The organism is Streptomyces katrae (assembly GCF_000966975.1).
Lineage (GTDB): Bacteria > Actinomycetota > Actinomycetes > Streptomycetales > Streptomycetaceae > Streptomyces > Streptomyces katrae.
In genome coordinates this window covers 1-14,926 of sequence record NZ_JZWV01000445.1, presented here as the reverse complement: position 1 = coordinate 14,926, position 14,926 = coordinate 1, and the positions used below count along the sequence as shown (strand labels likewise).

General features: G+C 72.7%; 13 protein-coding genes and 2 pseudogenes. 7 read left to right on the top strand and 8 right to left on the bottom strand.

Annotated elements, in window-relative coordinates; translation table 11 throughout:
* Positions 1-150: 150 nt before the first annotated feature.
* The gene (gene icmB, locus VR44_RS16825) at positions 151-555 is read right to left on the bottom strand and encodes a coenzyme B12-dependent isobutyryl CoA mutase small subunit (RefSeq protein WP_045948323.1); all 405 of its coding nucleotides are present in this window, start codon (positions 553-555) and stop codon (positions 151-153) included.
* 212 nt (positions 556-767) lie between these two features.
* On the opposite strand from icmB, the gene VR44_RS16820 reads away from it, so the two are divergent.
* The 3 genes from VR44_RS16820 to VR44_RS16810 all read left to right on the top strand — a co-directional run bounded on the left by VR44_RS16820 (position 768) and on the right by VR44_RS16810 (position 3,756).
* The gene (locus VR44_RS16820) at positions 768-1,622 is read left to right on the top strand and encodes an esterase/lipase family protein (protein WP_045948322.1); all 855 of its coding nucleotides are present in this window, start codon (positions 768-770) and stop codon (positions 1,620-1,622) included.
* A 41-nt stretch (positions 1,623-1,663) separates the two neighbouring features.
* Positions 1,664-2,032, top strand: a complete 369-nt coding sequence (locus VR44_RS16815) for a hypothetical protein (RefSeq protein ID WP_045948321.1) — start codon at positions 1,664-1,666, stop codon at positions 2,030-2,032.
* Between the two features lie 248 nt (positions 2,033-2,280).
* Positions 2,281-3,756 carry a M23 family metallopeptidase gene (locus VR44_RS16810; RefSeq protein ID WP_045948320.1) on the top strand — a complete coding sequence of 492 codons (1,476 nt, stop codon included), beginning with the start codon at positions 2,281-2,283 and terminating at the stop codon, positions 3,754-3,756.
* A 21-nt stretch (positions 3,757-3,777) separates the two neighbouring features.
* On the opposite strand, the gene pcrA is transcribed toward VR44_RS16810, so the two are convergent.
* Positions 3,778-6,267 (bottom strand): DNA helicase PcrA, encoded by a 2,490-nt coding sequence (gene pcrA / locus VR44_RS16805; RefSeq protein WP_045948325.1) that lies wholly within the window; start codon positions 6,265-6,267, stop codon positions 3,778-3,780.
* Positions 6,268-6,374: 107 nt separating this feature from the next.
* Between pcrA and VR44_RS16800 the strand changes: the two genes are divergently transcribed.
* On the top strand, positions 6,375-6,731 hold the full coding sequence (locus tag VR44_RS16800; RefSeq protein ID WP_045948319.1) for a hypothetical protein: 357 nt from the start codon (positions 6,375-6,377) through the stop codon (positions 6,729-6,731).
* Positions 6,732-6,858: 127 nt separating this feature from the next.
* On the top strand, positions 6,859-7,932 hold the full coding sequence (locus VR44_RS16795; protein WP_045948318.1) for a C40 family peptidase: 1,074 nt from the start codon (positions 6,859-6,861) through the stop codon (positions 7,930-7,932).
* A gap of 36 nt (positions 7,933-7,968) precedes the next feature.
* On the opposite strand, the gene VR44_RS16790 is transcribed toward VR44_RS16795, so the two are convergent.
* The 3 genes from VR44_RS16790 to VR44_RS16780 all read right to left on the bottom strand — a co-directional run bounded on the left by VR44_RS16790 (position 7,969) and on the right by VR44_RS16780 (position 11,200).
* Positions 7,969-9,081 (bottom strand): alpha/beta hydrolase, encoded by a 1,113-nt coding sequence (locus VR44_RS16790; RefSeq protein ID WP_045948317.1) that lies wholly within the window; start codon positions 9,079-9,081, stop codon positions 7,969-7,971.
* Between the two features lie 122 nt (positions 9,082-9,203).
* Positions 9,204-9,896: a LuxR C-terminal-related transcriptional regulator gene (locus VR44_RS16785; RefSeq protein WP_045948324.1), complete on the bottom strand. Its 693-nt coding sequence runs from the start codon at positions 9,894-9,896 to the stop codon at positions 9,204-9,206.
* A 5-nt stretch (positions 9,897-9,901) separates the two neighbouring features.
* Positions 9,902-11,200, bottom strand: a complete 1,299-nt coding sequence (locus tag VR44_RS16780; protein ID WP_045948316.1) for an ATP-binding protein — start codon at positions 11,198-11,200, stop codon at positions 9,902-9,904.
* A gap of 189 nt (positions 11,201-11,389) precedes the next feature.
* Between VR44_RS16780 and VR44_RS16775 the strand changes: the two genes are divergently transcribed.
* A complete protein-coding gene (locus VR44_RS16775) occupies positions 11,390-12,664 on the top strand; it encodes a PspC domain-containing protein (RefSeq protein ID WP_045948315.1) in 1,275 nt (424 codons plus the stop codon).
* Positions 12,651-12,875, top strand: coding sequence for a hypothetical protein (locus tag VR44_RS16770; RefSeq protein WP_045948314.1), 225 nt, complete (start codon positions 12,651-12,653; stop codon positions 12,873-12,875). The genes VR44_RS16775 and VR44_RS16770 overlap by 14 nt, the downstream gene beginning before the upstream one ends.
* On the opposite strand, the gene VR44_RS16765 is transcribed toward VR44_RS16770, so the two are convergent.
* The 3 genes and pseudogenes from VR44_RS16765 to VR44_RS16755 form a co-directional block, all read right to left on the bottom strand.
* Positions 12,821-13,327, bottom strand: a complete 507-nt coding sequence (locus tag VR44_RS16765) for a DoxX family protein (RefSeq protein ID WP_045948313.1) — start codon at positions 13,325-13,327, stop codon at positions 12,821-12,823. The two genes, VR44_RS16770 and VR44_RS16765, sit on opposite strands and share 55 nt — an antisense overlap.
* 19 nt (positions 13,328-13,346) lie before the next feature.
* Positions 13,347-14,620 (bottom strand): annotated as a pseudogene (locus VR44_RS16760) (hypothetical protein).
* A gap of 102 nt (positions 14,621-14,722) precedes the next feature.
* A pseudogene (locus VR44_RS16755) lies at positions 14,723-14,926 on the bottom strand (class II aldolase/adducin family protein); the annotation flags it as partial.

Genomic DNA, 14,926 nt, shown 5'->3' with positions numbered 1-14,926 from the left:
CCTCAATCGCCGGCGGGGCTATAAATAGCCCCGCCGGCGATTGAGGCGACCGGGCGCGGAGCGCTCGGTTTCGGGGTCAGGGGCGGAGCCCCTAGGAACGGAGGAAGGGCGGGGCGGGGAGTGAGTCCTCGCAGCGGGAGCCGCCGGGGGTCAGGCCGGGCGGACGTTCGCGTTGACCCAGTCGACGATTTCCGTCGTCGTCGCACCGGGGGTGAAGATCGCCGCCACGCCCTTCTCCTTCAGCGGGGCGATGTCGTCCTCCGGGATGATCCCGCCGCCGAAGACCTTGATGTCCTCGGCGTCCCGCTCCTTCAGGAGCTCCAGCACCCGGACGAACAGCGTGTTGTGCGCGCCCGAGAGGATCGACAGGCCGATGGCGTCGGCGTCCTCCTGGATCGCGGTGTCGACGATCTGCTCGGGGGTCTGGTGCAGGCCCGTGTAGATGACCTCCATGCCCGCGTCCCGCAGCGCCCGCGCGATCACCTTGGCCCCGCGGTCGTGGCCGTCAAGACCCGGCTTGGCCACCACCACACGGATCGGACCGGTCACACCCATCGCACTGCCTCCCGAGTGAACGAACGTTAAGCACAGCATTGCGCACCGCACCGTTTCACGGTCAACGGGGAGGGGGAAATCACACGTGGGACGCCGTTGATTCACCTCGCCCAGTCGCCCCGCCACCGCGCCGACAGCCGCACGGCACGGTGGCGGGGCCACGTCGGCAGCCGGCACGGCCCCGTACCCAAGAGGTCCAGGGGAGGCCGTCGATGGGGCTGACTATCGCACCGCTGCCCGTCCCGCGCTCGGGAGCCGCCCTGCGGGCCGCGTTCCTGGAGGCGGTGGTGCTCGCCGGGCACGTGCTCCTCTACCCGAGTGGGGTCCGGGAGGAGCGCAGGGAGGGCAGGGCGGGCAGGGCGGGAGACCGTGCCGGGGCCGGGCAGCTGCCGCCCGTACTGCTGCTGCACGGGTTCACCGACAACCGGTCCGTGTTCGTACTGCTGCGCCGTGCCCTCGGGGCGGGGGGCCTGCGGCGCGTGGAGACGTACAACTACTCCCCCCTCACCCTCGACCTGCGCGTCACCGCCCGCCACCTCGCCCGGCGCGTCGAGGAGCTGTGCGAGCGCAGCGGTCAGGACCGGGTGGACCTCGTGGGGCACAGCCTGGGCGGGCTGGTCGGGCGGTACTACGTCCAGCGGCTCGGCGGTGACGCCCGCGTGCGGACGCTGGTGACCCTCGGCACCCCGCACGGCGGGACCCGGGTCGCCCCCTTCATGGACGCCCACCCGCTGGTCCGGCAGATGCGCCCGGACTCCCCGGTGATGGCCGAGCTGCGTGCGCCGGCGCCCGGCTGCCGGACCCGGTGCGTGGCCTTCTGGAGCGAGTTCGACGCCCTGATGGCGCCGACCGGCACGGCCCGGATCGACCACCCCGACCTGGACGCGACGAACGTGGAGGTCACCGGGATCGGGCACCTCGCCCTTCCCGTGCATCCCGCCGTCATCACCGCCGTGCGGCGGGCCCTCGACGGTCCGGTGCGCGACGCCCAGGGCGCCGGTGTCGCGGAGGGGGCCGTGAGGAAACTCCGGCCGGCCGGAACCGAAGGGGAGGGCATGGTCGTCTGAGCCCCCGGAGGATTCCGGGACGGGGCGGGGGCGGGGGACGCATGGGCGGGGAGGGCGCGGCGCGGCGCGGGATGCTGGCGCCCGTGCTGGCGAACCTGGCCCTCGGCGTGCCCGCCGTCGTGCCCCTCTACCTGGCCTGGTGGACGCTGACCGAATACCTGCCCATGGACTGCCACAGCACGGCCGACCTTTCCAGGCCAGACCTGGGCGACTGCGATTTCCACACCCTCGACCACTCCACGGCCGTACTGTTCCTGCTGGTCGTGACGGGTGTGCTGCTGCTCGGCGCGGTCTTCGTCGTCGACGCCGTCCTGCCGCCCAAGGCGCGTCGCGGGACCTGGCTGCGGTCGGCCGCACTGGTGCCGGTGCCCTTCGCGCTGCTCCTCGCGCTGGCCTACAACACCGGATGACCTCCAGTCGAACGAATTTCGAACTCAAGGCCAAGGGTCGGTCTTTCGGCGACCGAAAGACGGCCGAATGCCCGGTTCCCGCGAGGTCGAAACCCGCCGAAGATTGTCGAGGCGAGTAACCGCCGGGTACAGTCACGCCACTGCTCTCCTCCGGTGAACCTCGAGTTCCCCGGCCACCCAGGCCCCCCACTGCCGAGGCGAAAGAGAAGTTGGTGAACGACCGCCCGACGTCGGGCCAGTACCCCGAAATGGGGCACGACGGCCTTTCCACCACCACTTTCGCTGGTGACCAGACCTACGTTTCCTATGAAACGCAGGGTCAGGGCTATCAGTACGTCACGGACTACGCCTCGTCCGGCAGTTACGGAACCTACGACGCGTACGGCTCCTACCCGTCGCCCGCCGACACCGGCGCCTACGACAGCACGGCGTGGACCACGCAGCAGGACTACCTCTCCAGCGTCCCGGCCCAGGCCGTCCCCGAGGACGCGACGGGCTCCTGGGACGCGAGCGCCTGGAACTCGGCGCACTCCGCGGGCACCGACTACTCGTCGGCCGCGTTCGGGTACGGAACCAACGGCACCGACGGCTCCGAGCAGACCGGGCAGTGGGACTTCTCCGGCTACGGCAACGGGAACGGGCAGGACACCGGCGCCTATGACGCCACCGCCTGGAACAGCGCCGGCGGTGCCGCGGAGACCGAGCCGGTGGCCGACGGATACGAGGCCACGACCGTCGTCCCGGTGTTCGCCGACGACGCGTACGCCGAGGACGAGACCTCCGTCTTCGAGCCCCTCGGTCCCGCCTACTCCGCTTCCGAGGACGACGACCCCCGGCTCGGCGACCCCCAGTTCGACGGCGCCCAGTTCGACGAGGCCGTCCACGACCTGCCCACGCAGATGGTGCCCCAGGCCACCGCCGCCGCGGCCGAGCCGCGTTCGGCGCGCCGGGGCGGCGGCCGCGGCGGGGCCAAGGCGGGCAGCGCCCGGCGCCGTACGCCGGCCAAGCGGTCCGCCCTGCTGACCGTGGCCGTTCCCTCCGTCTGCGTGATGGGCGTCGCGGGAGTCGCCGCCGCCTCCGTCGGCGGGCTCACCGGCGGTGACAAGCCGTCGGAGGACACGACCACGATGGCCGCCCCCGACCCTTCCTCGGTGAAGCCGGTCGCGGCGAACAACAAGCTCGACACCCAGCTGGCGGCCCTCAGCGCCGACGCCGGGGACTTCGCCGACCGCGCGAGCCGCACCCAGGAGCGGATCGACCTCAAGCAGCGGCAGGAAGACGAGAAGAAGAAGCGGGCCGAGGAGGCGGCGGCCAAGGAGGCGGCGCGCCCCAAGTTCGCCATCCCGGTCACGCAGCACGGTCTGAGCGCCATGTTCGGCCAGGCCGGCGGCATGTGGATGTCCGTGCACACCGGCATCGACTTCCCGGTCTCCTACGGCACCCCGGTCATGGCCGCCACCGACGGCACCATGCGCACCCAGTGGAACAGCGCCTACGGGAACATGGCCATCCTGACCTCCCCCGACGGCACGGAGACCTGGTACTGCCACCTGAGCAGCACCAAGATCCGGTCCGGGCAGGTCAAGGCCGGCGACGTCATCGCGTACTCCGGCAACTCCGGCAACTCCACCGGCCCGCACCTCCACTTCGAGGTACGGCCCGGTGGCGGCTCCGCCGTCGACCCCCTGGCCTGGCTGCGCAACCACGGCCTGGACCCGACCTAGTAGCAGCCGGGCCCCCCGCGGCTAGAGCTTCTGCACCGGCGCGTAGCGCAGGAGCAGGCGCTTGGGCTTGTCATCCCCGAAGTCGATGGTGGCCTGCGCGTCCGCGCCGGCGCCCCGGACCTCCATGACCGTGCCCAGTCCGAACTGGTCGTGCGTGACCCGGTCCCCGACGGCCAGCGCGATGACCGGCTTGTCCGTGGCGCGGCGCGTCGCGAACCCGGAGGGGCCCGAGGAGCGGGAGCGCGAGGAGGACAGGAAGGCCTCCGGCGAGGTCCCGAACGAGGCCTTCCCCGACCCGGAGGACGAGGAGCCGTAGCCGGAGCCGCGCATCGGACCGGCCGGCTTCTGCGCGGCCCCCGTGCGCTTCCACTGCAGGTACTCGGCCGGGATCTCCTCCAGGAACCGCGAGGGCGGGTTGTACGAGGGGGTGCCCCAGGCGCTGCGCATGCTGGAGCGGGTCAGGTACAGCCGTTCGCGGGCGCGGGTGATGCCGACGTAGGCGAGGCGGCGCTCCTCCTCCAGCTCCTTGGTCTGGCCCAGCGCGCGCATGTGCGGGAAGACCCCGTCCTCCATGCCGGTCAGGAAGACCACCGGGAACTCCAGGCCCTTGGCGGTGTGCAGGGTCATCAGGGTGATGACGCCCGAGCCGTCCGGGTCCTCGTCCGGAATCTGGTCGGAGTCGGCGACGAGCGCGACCTGCTCCAGGAACTCGGCCAGGGTGCCCGGGTTGTCCTCGTCCCTCGCCTGCTCGAATTCGAGGGCGACGGCCGCCAGCTCCTGGAGGTTCTCGATCCGGGTCTCGTCCTGCGGGTCGGTGGAGGCCTGGAGCTCGGCGAGGTAGCCCGTGCGCTCCAGGACCGCCTCCAGCACCACGGCCGGTCCGGCGCCGGAGTCGACGATGGTGCGGAGCTCCTCCATCAGGGTGTTGAACCGCTTGACGGCGTTGGTGGAGCGGGCGGCCATGCCGAAGGCCTCGTCCACCCGGCGCAGGGCCTGCGGGAAGGTGATCTTCTCGCGGTGGGCGAGGGCGTCGATCATCGCCTCGGCCCGCTCGCCGATGCCGCGCTTGGGCACGTTCAGGATGCGGCGCAGCGGGACGTTGTCCTCGGGGTTGGCCAGGACGCGCAGGTAGGCCAGGACGTCCCGGACCTCCTTGCGCTCGTAGAAGCGGACGCCGCCGACGACCTTGTAGGGCAGTCCGACGCGGATGAAGATCTCCTCGAACACGCGGGACTGGGCGTTGGTCCGGTAGAAGATCGCGACGTCTCCGGCCTTGGCGTCGCCCGCGTCCGTCAGCCGGTCGATCTCGTCGGCGACGAACTGGGCCTCGTCGTGCTCGGTGTCGGCGACGTAGCCGGTGATGACGGCGCCGGTGCCGGCCTGGGTCCACAGGTTCTTGGCGCGGCGGTTCTCGTTGCGCTCGATGACGGCGTTGGCGGCGGAGAGGATCGTCTGGGTGGAGCGGTAGTTCTGCTCCAGCAGGATCGTCGTCGCGTCCTTGTAGTCCTCCTCGAACTGGAGGATGTTGCGGATGGTCGCGCCGCGGAAGGCGTAGATGGACTGGTCGGCGTCGCCCACGACGCAGAGTTCGGCGGGCGGCAGGTCCGGGTAGCCGGGGCCGACCAGCTCGCGCACCAGGGTGTACTGGGCGTGGTTGGTGTCCTGGTACTCGTCGACCAGCACGTGCCGGAAGCGGCGCCGGTAGTGCTCGGCCACGTCCGGGAAGGCCTGGAGGAGGTGGACCGTGGTCATGATGATGTCGTCGAAGTCGAGGGCGTTGGCCTCGCGCAGCCGGCCCTGGTACATCGCGTACGCCTGGGCGAGGGTCTTCTCGAAGCCGTCGGCGGCCTGGGCGGCGAAGGCGTCCTCGTCGATGAGCTCGTTCTTGAGGTTCGAGATCTTGGCGTTGAAGGACTTGGGCGGGAACTTCTTCGGGTCCAGGTCCAGGTCGCGGCAGACCAGCGCCATCAGGCGCTTGGAGTCGGCGGCGTCGTAGATCGAGAACGAGGAGGTGAAGCCGAGCCTCTTGGACTCGCGGCGCAGGATGCGCACGCAGGCGCTGTGGAAGGTGGAGACCCACATGGCGTTGGCGCGCGGGCCGACCAGGTTCTCGACGCGCTCCTTCATCTCGGCCGCGGCCTTGTTGGTGAAGGTGATCGCCAGGATCTGGCCCGGGTGGACGTGCCGCGCGGACAGCAGGTGTCCGATGCGGTGGGTCAGCACGCGGGTCTTGCCGGAGCCGGCGCCGGCCACGATGAGCAGCGGGGAGCCCGCGTGCACCACGGCTGCGGCCTGCTGCTCGTTCAGCCCGTCCAGGAGGGCCGCGGGGTCGATGACCGGCCGGGGGGCGCCGTCGCGGTAGTAGGCGTCCCTGTCCACGGGCAGGTCGAAGCGGCCGCCGAACAGGTCGTCCGCGCCCTCCTCGGGGGCGTGGTGCTCCTCGGGCGGCGGGGGGACCTCGTCGGAGGGGGTGAGGTCGGCCAGGAAGCTGTCGTCAAAGAGGCTGCTCATCGCCATCCGAGTCTAGGGGTCGGGACCGACAGGCGGCTCCGCCCCGGGGAAATCCGCCGTCGGGACCGGGAGGGGGAGCGCAATGGGCACCCCGTAGGCTCGGCGCCATGACTGTCCTCACCAACGCCTTCGTCGGCCTGCACATCATCGGCATAGCCTCCCTCCTGGGCGGCTTCCTGACCCAGATGAAGGCGATGGGCGCCGGCACCGCCCGCTTCGTGCCCGCGATGCTCCACGGCGCGCTGACCATGCTCGTCACCGGCGTGCTGCTGGTCGGCTTCCACGAGATGGGCGACGGGGCGCCCCTGAACAACATCAAGATCGGCGTGAAGCTCGCGGTCCTCTTCGTGATCCTGGCGCTCGTCTACGTCAAGCGCGACGAGGAGCGGGTCGAGAAGGGTCTCTTCGGCGCGGTCGGCGGACTGACAGTCGCCAATATCTTTATCGCCGTCCTCTGGCACTGAGCGGTCCCGTACGGCCATCGGCGATCAGCCGCGGCCAGTACTGATCAACTCCTCATCCGGCCGTGACCTCCAGGTTTAGCGTCCTCCCCCGAGACCTGCGGGACCGACGGAAGGACGTGAGGCCCCCGTGGCCAGTCATCGAAAGCCCAGGCAGCGCCCGTTCTCCGGCGGCACCGTCCGGACCGCCGCCACCCTCGCCCTCGCGGGCGCTGCCACCGCCACCGCCTTCGAAGGCACCTCGCACGCCGAGCCCCAGCAGACCCCCGCCCAGGTCAAGGCGGAGGTCGACCGGCTCTACGGGGAGGCCGAGGCGGCGACGGAGAACTACAACGGGGCGAAGGCAAAGGCGGACGAGGCCGAGCGGGCGCTGACCGGCCTGCAGGACGAGGCCGCCCGCAAGGAGGACCGGCTCGGCGCCGCCCGCAGCGCGCTCGCCTCGGTCGCGGCGGGCCAGTACCGCAGCGGCGGCCTGGGCCCCGCCGTGCAGCTGGCGCTCGCCTCCGACCCGCAGGACTACCTCGAGCGGGCCTCCCTCCTCACCCGGGCCGGCGACCGGACCGCCGCCGAGGTGGCCTCCGTACGGCGCGGGCTCGACGAGGTCGGCCGGCTGCGCGCGCGGGCCGACGGCAGCCTGAAGGAGGTCCGCGCCCGGCGGGACGAGCTCGCCCGGCAGAAGGCCGTCGTCGAGGACCGGCTGGCCACCGCCCAGCGGCTGCTGGCCCGGCTCAGCGCCGAGGAGCGGGCCGCGTACGAGGCCCAGCACGGCGGCGGCCCGGACTCCCCCGCCGCCCGGCCCGCGGGGACGGTGCCCGCCGGGCATCCCGGCTCCCCCGCACCGGCCCCGGCAGACGGTTCGCGCGCCGCCCGCGCGGTGGCGTTCGCGTACGGGGCGATCGGCAAGCCGTACGTCTGGGGGGCGACCGGCCCGGGCTCGTTCGACTGCTCCGGCCTGACCCAGGCGGCCTGGCGGGCGGCGGGGGTCTCGCTGCCGCGCACCACCTACACCCAGATCAACGCCGGCCGGCGGGTCTCCCGCGACCAGCTGGCCCCCGGCGACCTGGTGTTCTACTACTCCGGCATCACGCACGTCGGCCTGTACGTCGGGGGCGGCCAGATCATCCACGCCCCGCGCCCCGGCTCCACGGTCCGGCTGGCGCCGGTCGACTCGATGCCCTGGGCCGGCGCCTCCCGCCCGGCGTAGCCCCGCGCGGAGGACCAGGGGCCCCGACGCAGAGGACTAGGGCGCCTTGACGGTCTGGCTCAGCCAGCCGAAGGTCTGCGGCAGCTGCTTGGACCAGGACTCCAGGTTGTGCCCGCCGGTCACCTTCTCCGCGTGCACCGTGGTCGGGTTCTGGGCGAGCCCCTTGAGGTCCATGCCGGACAGGTAGCCGTCCTGCTCGGCGCCCGACATCCACAGCGCCACCGCCGGCGGCGCGGGCTGGGCCTTCAGCAGTTCCTTCAGGTTGTGGGTGCGGCGCAGCTCGGGGTCCTTGGCGACCAGCGAGGTGGGCTCCTGCCCGGGGTCGTTGTAGCCGGACAGGGAGACGGCCGCGCCGTAGCGGTCGGGGTGCAGGATGGCCAGCTTGGCGGCGCAGTAGGCACCGGCCGAGTAGCCGGCGACGCCCCAGGTGCGGGGCTCGTCGGAGGCGCGGAAGTTGTCGGTGACCATCTTGCGGACGTCGACGCTGAACCAGCTGTCGGCGTTGACCTTGCCGGGGAGGTTGGCGCAGCCGGTGTCGGCGTTGCCCAGGAGCATGGCGCGCGGGGAGACCAGGATGAAGGGCTGGACCTTGCCCTCCTTCATCAGCGGCTCCAGCACCTCGTGCGCCTTGAGCCCCTGGAACCAGGACTTGCCCGTGCCGGGTATGCCGGGGATCAGCTCGACGACCGGGAACTTCTTGTCCTTGTAGGCGGGGTCGTCGTACTGCGGCGGCAGCCACACCATGACGTCGCCCTTGACCCCGGAGATCTTCCCTTCGAGTTCGGTCTTCTTCACGCGGCCGCCGAGCCCGTCGACGGGCTCGAAGTCCTGGCGGACCTTCGGCTCCTGCCTGACCTGCTCGGCCTTCTTGCCGCCCATGCCGTCGGCGCCGAGGTCGGGCGCGGACTGGACATAGCTGCCGGTGCCCATCAGGTCGCCCCAGGAGGCGTAGAAGTTCATGTCCCGGTTGACCGCGACGAACACCAGGGCGACGGCGGTGACCTGCGCGAACAGCACCATCAGCCCGCGCGTGGCCAGGCGTGCGGCGGCGGGGCCGCGCACCTTGCCCCACACGGTCAGCGGCAGGACGACGGCGATCAGCGTCAGGCCGATCACCGTCGCGAAGAGGGGGGTCCCCGTCAGGCTCATCACGCCACCCAAGAGTCGGGGGCGCCGCCCTCCGGTTGCCCTCCACGACTGCGTCGTGGATCACACCGTGGATCACACCCCCGGGCCCGGCCCCGGGGTGTCACCCGTGGTTCATCCGCAGGTCAGACCAGGCGGCGGGCGGTGGCCCAGCGGGTCAGCTCGTGCCGGTTGGAGAGCTGGAGCTTCCTCAGCACGGCGGAGACGTGCGACTCGACCGTCTTCACCGAGATGAACAGCTGCTTGGCGATCTCCTTGTACGCGTACCCGCGCGCGATCAGCCGCAGCACCTCGCGCTCGCGCTGGGTGAGCCGGTCCAGGTCCTCGTCGACCGGCGGGGCGTCCGTGGAGGCGAAGGCGTCGAGCACGAAGCCGGCCAGCCGCGGCGAGAACACCGCGTCCCCTTCCTGTACCCGGAAGACCGAGTCCACCAGGTCGGTGCCGGTGATGGTCTTGGTGACGTAGCCGCGCGCGCCGCCCCGGATGACCCCGATGACGTCCTCGGCGGCGTCCGACACCGACAGCGCCAGGAACCGCACCGGGTTCTCGGCAGCCGCCATCAGCGGGGCGCAGCGCCGCAGCACCTCCACCCCGCCGCCGCCGGGCAGGTGCACGTCGAGGAGGACCACCTCGGGCCGGGTGGCGGTGATGACGGTGACGGCCTGGTCCACGTCCGCGGCCTCCCCGACCACCTCGACGCCGGTCCGGGCCGTCTCACCGATCTCGGCCTGTACGCCCGTGCGGAACATGCGGTGGTCGTCGACGAGCACCACCCGGACCCGCCTGCCCCCGTCGTTCACCGCGCTGTCCTCGGTCATGCCCGTCATGCCGCGTTCGCCACCCTCTCCATCTCCAGTTCGACTTCCGTGCCGCCGTCGGGCGCGGACCGCAGCCGGGCGGTCCCGCCGTTGCGCTGCATCCGGCCGATGATCGATTCTCGTACGCCCATGCGGTCGCCCGGTACCGCGTCGATGTCGAAGCCGGGCCCACGGTCCCGTACGGACACGAACACCGTGCGCCCCTCGACCTCCGCGTACACCTGGACGGGGCCGCCCTCGCCACCGTACTTGGCGGCGTTGACCATCGCCTCGCGCGCGGCCTGCATCTGCGCGCCCAGCTTCTCGTCGAGCGGGCAGTCGCCGACGACGACCACCTCGATCGGGACGCCGTGGTGGTCCTCGACCTCGGCGGCGGCCTTCTTCACGGCCTCGGCGAGGGTGGCCGGCTCCTCGGCCTCGTCCTTGCCGGTGCCCTCCGGCTTGTACAGCCAGTTGCGCAGCTCCCGCTCCTGGGCCCGGGCCAGGCGGCGGACCTCGCCGACGTCCTCGGCGTTGCGCTGGATCAGGGTGAGGGTGTGCAGCACGGAGTCGTGGACGTGGGCGGCGACCTCGGCGCGCTCCTGGGCGCGGATGCGCATCAGCCGCTCCTCGGAGAGGTCCTGGGTCATCCGTATCAGCCAGGGCCCGGCGAGCAGGGCGATGCCGACGAGGACGGCGAGGACGGCGGTGAGGAGGTTGCCGAGCTGGGCGGCGGAGCCCCGGACGACGATGAAGACGGTCAGGCCCACGCCGACGAGGACCACTCCGGCGAGCGCCCGGGCGACCGGGAGCATCCGCTTGCGGTGGTCCCCGGCGGGGCCCCAGTTGGCGCGGCGGGCGTTGTCGGCCTGCCGCCAGACGAGGACGACGCCGGCGCCGACGAGCAGGGTGGGCCAGATGTAACGGCCGTTGGCGCCGCCGAAGCGGAGCTGGGAGATGAAGATGCCAGCGCCGACGGCCAGGGCGATCAGGCCGGACACCGCCCCCTTGTCGGGCTTGCGCAGGCGCCGGGTGCCGTCGGTGAGGGTCTCGAAGAAGGAGTGGTGCCCGGTGCTGCCGCCGACGCCGAGCGGGACGAAGACCCAGAACGCGGCGTAGAGCAGCACCCCCAGCCCGTCGCCCCACATGAACATGGCGAGGAAGGCGAGCCGGACCCAGAGGACGGGCAGCCCGAGGTGCCCGGCGAGGCCGCGCGCGACTCCGCCGAGCATCCGGCCGTCGGCGCTGCGGTAGAGCCTGCGCGGCGGGAGCTCGTCGGGGTCGGGGGCGTGCGGGGTACGGGCGGCGGCTGCTGCTGCGGGCATGTCACCAAGGGTCACACGCCGGGGCGCGGAGCGGCATCAGGGCATCCCCCCAGTTCCGTCGGGGGGATATCAGGGTTGCGCCAGGGTCGGGCCCGGTGCCGGGCGGCCGGACGGGCGGTCACCATGGACCCATGACCGACGTACACGACGCCCCGCTCGGGGGCGCCCCAGGACGGGGCCCGGGGGAAGATCCCGGGGAACCGGCCCCCGCGGAGCGGCCGCTCCTGCGCCGCAGCAAGCAGCAAGCGCGACAAGGTCCTCGCGGGCGTCTGCGGCGGCCTGGGCCGGTATTTCGACCTGGACCCGGTGGTGTTCCGGATCGTGCTCGGGGTGCTCGCCGTCACCGGCGGCGTCGGCCTGGTCTTCTACGGGTTCGCCTGGCTGCTGCTGCCCCTGGAGGGCGAGGAGGACAGCGAGGGCCGCAAGCTGCTGACCGGCCGTGTCGAGGGGGCCACCCTGGCCGCGGTGTTCAGTGCCCTGGTGGGCTGCGCCCTGTTCCTGTCGATGCTCGACAACGGGGTGATGGGCGCCTTCTCCGTCCTGGTCATCCTGGCGCTCGGCGGGGCCGCGTACTGGTCCCGGCGCCACCGGGGTGCCGCCGCCCCCGAGGCCGAGGCCCCCGGGACGCACCGCCCGGCGCCGCCGGAGACGCAGGCGCCGCCCGCGCCCAGCAGCCCGTCGTGGTGGCGCGATCCGCTGGTGAAGGACGGCACCACCGGCCCGGTCGGCTCCACCGGCTATCTGTGGGGCCCCGACGACAGCGCCGACGACAGCCCGGGCACGGTGCCCGGGGCGGCCCCGGCGAAGCCGCGGCCCGTACCCGCGTACGGGCAGGGGCGCGGCGGGATCGGCGGCCGGGTCTTCGTCCTGGCCCTGCTGGCCGGCGGCATCGGGACGGCCTCCGTCTGGCACGGCAGCCCGCTGGGACACGCCCTCCAGGTCGGCCTGGCCTGCGCGCTGGCCGTGTTCGGGCTGGGCCTGGCCGTCAGCTCCCTCAAGGGCCGCACCGGCTTCGGCACGGTCCTGCTGGGCCTGGTCACCGCCGTGCTGCTCGCGGCGGCGACCGCCCTGCCGCGCGAGGTGGGCACCGACTGGCACAACGTCGACTGGCGCCCGGCGGCGGTGGCCGACGTCAAGCCCCTGTACTCCTCCGGGACCGGTCTGGCCACGCTCGACCTGAGCCGGCTGGACGTGCCGAAGGGCGCGACCGTGTCCGTCCGCGCCTCCATCGAGGCGGGCCGGCTGAAGGTGGTCGTCCCCCGGGAGGTCACCGCGAAGGCCGACGTCTCGATCGACCTCGGCGACATCCAGCTGCCCGGGGACCGCTCCGTGCGGATCAAGAACGGCGGCGAGAACCGGCGGGCGACCCTGCCCCCCACCGCGGGCACCGAGGCCGGCGGGACGATCGAGCTGCACCTGGACGCGGGTGTGGGACAGGTGGAGGTGGCCCGTGCGGCGTCATGAGTTCCAGCCCGGAAGGCTGCTGGCCGGCCTGGTGCTGACCGCGGCGGGCGTGCTGTACCTGCTCGACGCGGCCGGGAAGACCGACCTGCCGTGGTTCCTGGTCGTGCCGATGGCCATCGGCGGACTGGCCCTGGCCGCGGTGGTGGGGCTGGTGACCTACGCGGTACGGAGGGACCGGCGCGACCGGATCAGGGAGTCGAGCGACCAGTAGGGCGCCCCGGCCAGGACCAGCGGCAGCCAGGCCACCAGGTACACCAGGTCGTTGCCGTAGTAGTACGGGGTCACGGCCCAGGACACCGTGAGCCACAGGCTCAGCGAGATCAGCGCACCGCCCGCGGCCGCGATCCGGGTCAGCAGCCCGGCGAGGACGCCCAGGCCGACGAGGAGCTCCCCCAGGGCGATGGCGAGGCCGAAACCGGAGGGTGCCTTCAGGGCGAGGTCCACCAGGGCCGGGACGGCGGCGGTGTCGCGCACGCCGCGCATCTGCTCGCCGATCGAGCCGGCGCCACTGGCGGAGAGGAAGCCCGGGGTGGTCAGTTTGTCGAGGCCCGCGTAGACGAAGGTCACGCCGAGGAAGATCCGCAGCGGGAGGAGGGCATGGCGGGAGGCGAGTTCTCTCCACGGTGTGGACCGCACACCGGAGGGGACGTCAGTTCGGGTCACGCAGCCATGTCTACCCGCTTCATTCCGCCACGTCGATGATGCAGCGGTTGGATTCCACCCCCGCGGCGGTCACCACCTGGACGTCGACCCGGCCCGGCTCCACCTCCGCGGGCACCGGCACGGTGAGCACCACGGCACGGTGAGCACCGTGTCCGAGGGGTTCACGAACCCGCCCGCCACCGGCACCAGCGGGACGTGCACGTGGACCGCGCCGACCCGCACCACCAGCCGGGCCAGCATCTCCGGCGTGTGCGCCCCCGGCGGCACGAAGCCCACGCCGCGGATCTCGATGTCGTCGCCGGGGCGGACCGCCGCGTCGATGTCCCCCGGCTCGCGCCTGCGGACCACCGACAGCACCAGGGGACGGCTCCCCTCCGCGTACTTCGCCGCCAGGTACACCGCCGCCGACAGGGCCACCAGCAGGGCCAGCGCCCACGGCAGCTGCGGCAGCCGGTCGGGGAACCGGGCCAGCGTCACCGCCGCGTAGGCGAGCACCACCGTGGAGACGAGGACGTACTGCGCGTCGGGGAAGCTCCCCCGGCCGTCGTCGTCGGTCAGCAGGTCCACCCCGCGCGGCCGGTCCGCGGGCAGCTTCTGCAGCCGCTGCCCCATGATCCGTACGGAAACCACCCGGCGCACCAGCACCGCCACCCCGGACGTCAGCGCGACCACCGCCAGCAGCGGCAGCGCGCGCCCCAGGGCGAACCCCTGGTACAGGGCGTCCCGCTCCGGCCCGGGCGAGGAGGCGGCCAGCCGCAGCGCGGGCAGCAGCGCCGCGAACGCCGTCAGCACCACCCAGGCGCTCGGCACCGCCTTCGAGGTGGACAGCCGGTTGTCCTCCCCGACCAGCGGGGCCAGCAGCCCGCCGCGCAGCGACTGCGCACGGGCCGCGACGGTCAGCAGCCCGGCCAGGACCAGCGCGGCCAGCAGCCCGGCGGTACGGGCGGTGGACCAGCCGGTGCCGAGCGCGGTGCCGACCTGCACCAGCAGCAGCACCCCGGCGGCGATCCACAGGGCGAGGACGGCCCGCCGGGAGAACAGGTACAGCCAGGAGTTCCCGGCCTCCCGTCCCCGTTCGGCGACCGTGCGGGCGGACAGGGCCAGTTCGTCGGAGACCCACTGCCGGGAGGCGCCGAGGGAATGGGCCACGGCGGGCGGTACCCCCTGCCCGGCGGCGAACTCGTCGCGCTTCTCCAGGAACGCGGCGACCGCGCGGCGGTGCCCCTCCCGCGCGCAGTCGTCGCAGGCGCAGACGGCGGTATGGGTACTCCGGGACATCTCTTGGACAGCCACGTGCGTGCCGCCTCTCTGAACTACGGTGCAATGCCAGCGAATTGTGCACCACTGCGGCAGTGCTCCGGATTGCGCACGATGTCAGAGCAGGTGATTAACGGTTCATGATGTTGACGCCACCGATTCGCCACCTCGCGCCACCGTCTGCCACAACGGCTGGTAGCTCGCCCAGGCGGCGAGATCGTTCCCGAACCGCTCCCGCGTGGCGACCGCGCTCCGGTGGTCGATGAGCACCGGCTTCCCCGCCGCCCGCGCGATCAGCTGCACCTGCGCCGCCCGCTCCGCCGCGACGAACCACCACACCGC

Excerpts from the sequence above, each read along its gene's own strand:
- VR44_RS16810 (WP_045948320.1), top strand. The coding sequence starts at position 2,281 with ATGGGGCACGACGGCCTTTCCACCACCACTTTCGCTGGTGACCAGACC.
- VR44_RS16790 (WP_045948317.1), bottom strand. The coding sequence starts at position 9,081 with ATGAGCCTGACGGGGACCCCCCTCTTCGCGACGGTGATCGGCCTGACG.
- icmB (WP_045948323.1), bottom strand. The coding sequence starts at position 555 with ATGGGTGTGACCGGTCCGATCCGTGTGGTGGTGGCCAAGCCGGGTCTT.
- VR44_RS16815 (WP_045948321.1), top strand. The coding sequence starts at position 1,664 with ATGGGCGGGGAGGGCGCGGCGCGGCGCGGGATGCTGGCGCCCGTGCTG.
- VR44_RS16780 (WP_045948316.1), bottom strand. The coding sequence starts at position 11,200 with ATGCCCGCAGCAGCAGCCGCCGCCCGTACCCCGCACGCCCCCGACCCC.
- VR44_RS16820 (WP_045948322.1), top strand. The coding sequence starts at position 768 with ATGGGGCTGACTATCGCACCGCTGCCCGTCCCGCGCTCGGGAGCCGCC.
- pcrA (WP_045948325.1), bottom strand. The coding sequence starts at position 6,267 with ATGAGCAGCCTCTTTGACGACAGCTTCCTGGCCGACCTCACCCCCTCC.
- VR44_RS16785 (WP_045948324.1), bottom strand. The coding sequence starts at position 9,896 with ATGACCGAGGACAGCGCGGTGAACGACGGGGGCAGGCGGGTCCGGGTG.
- VR44_RS16800 (WP_045948319.1), top strand. The coding sequence starts at position 6,375 with ATGACTGTCCTCACCAACGCCTTCGTCGGCCTGCACATCATCGGCATA.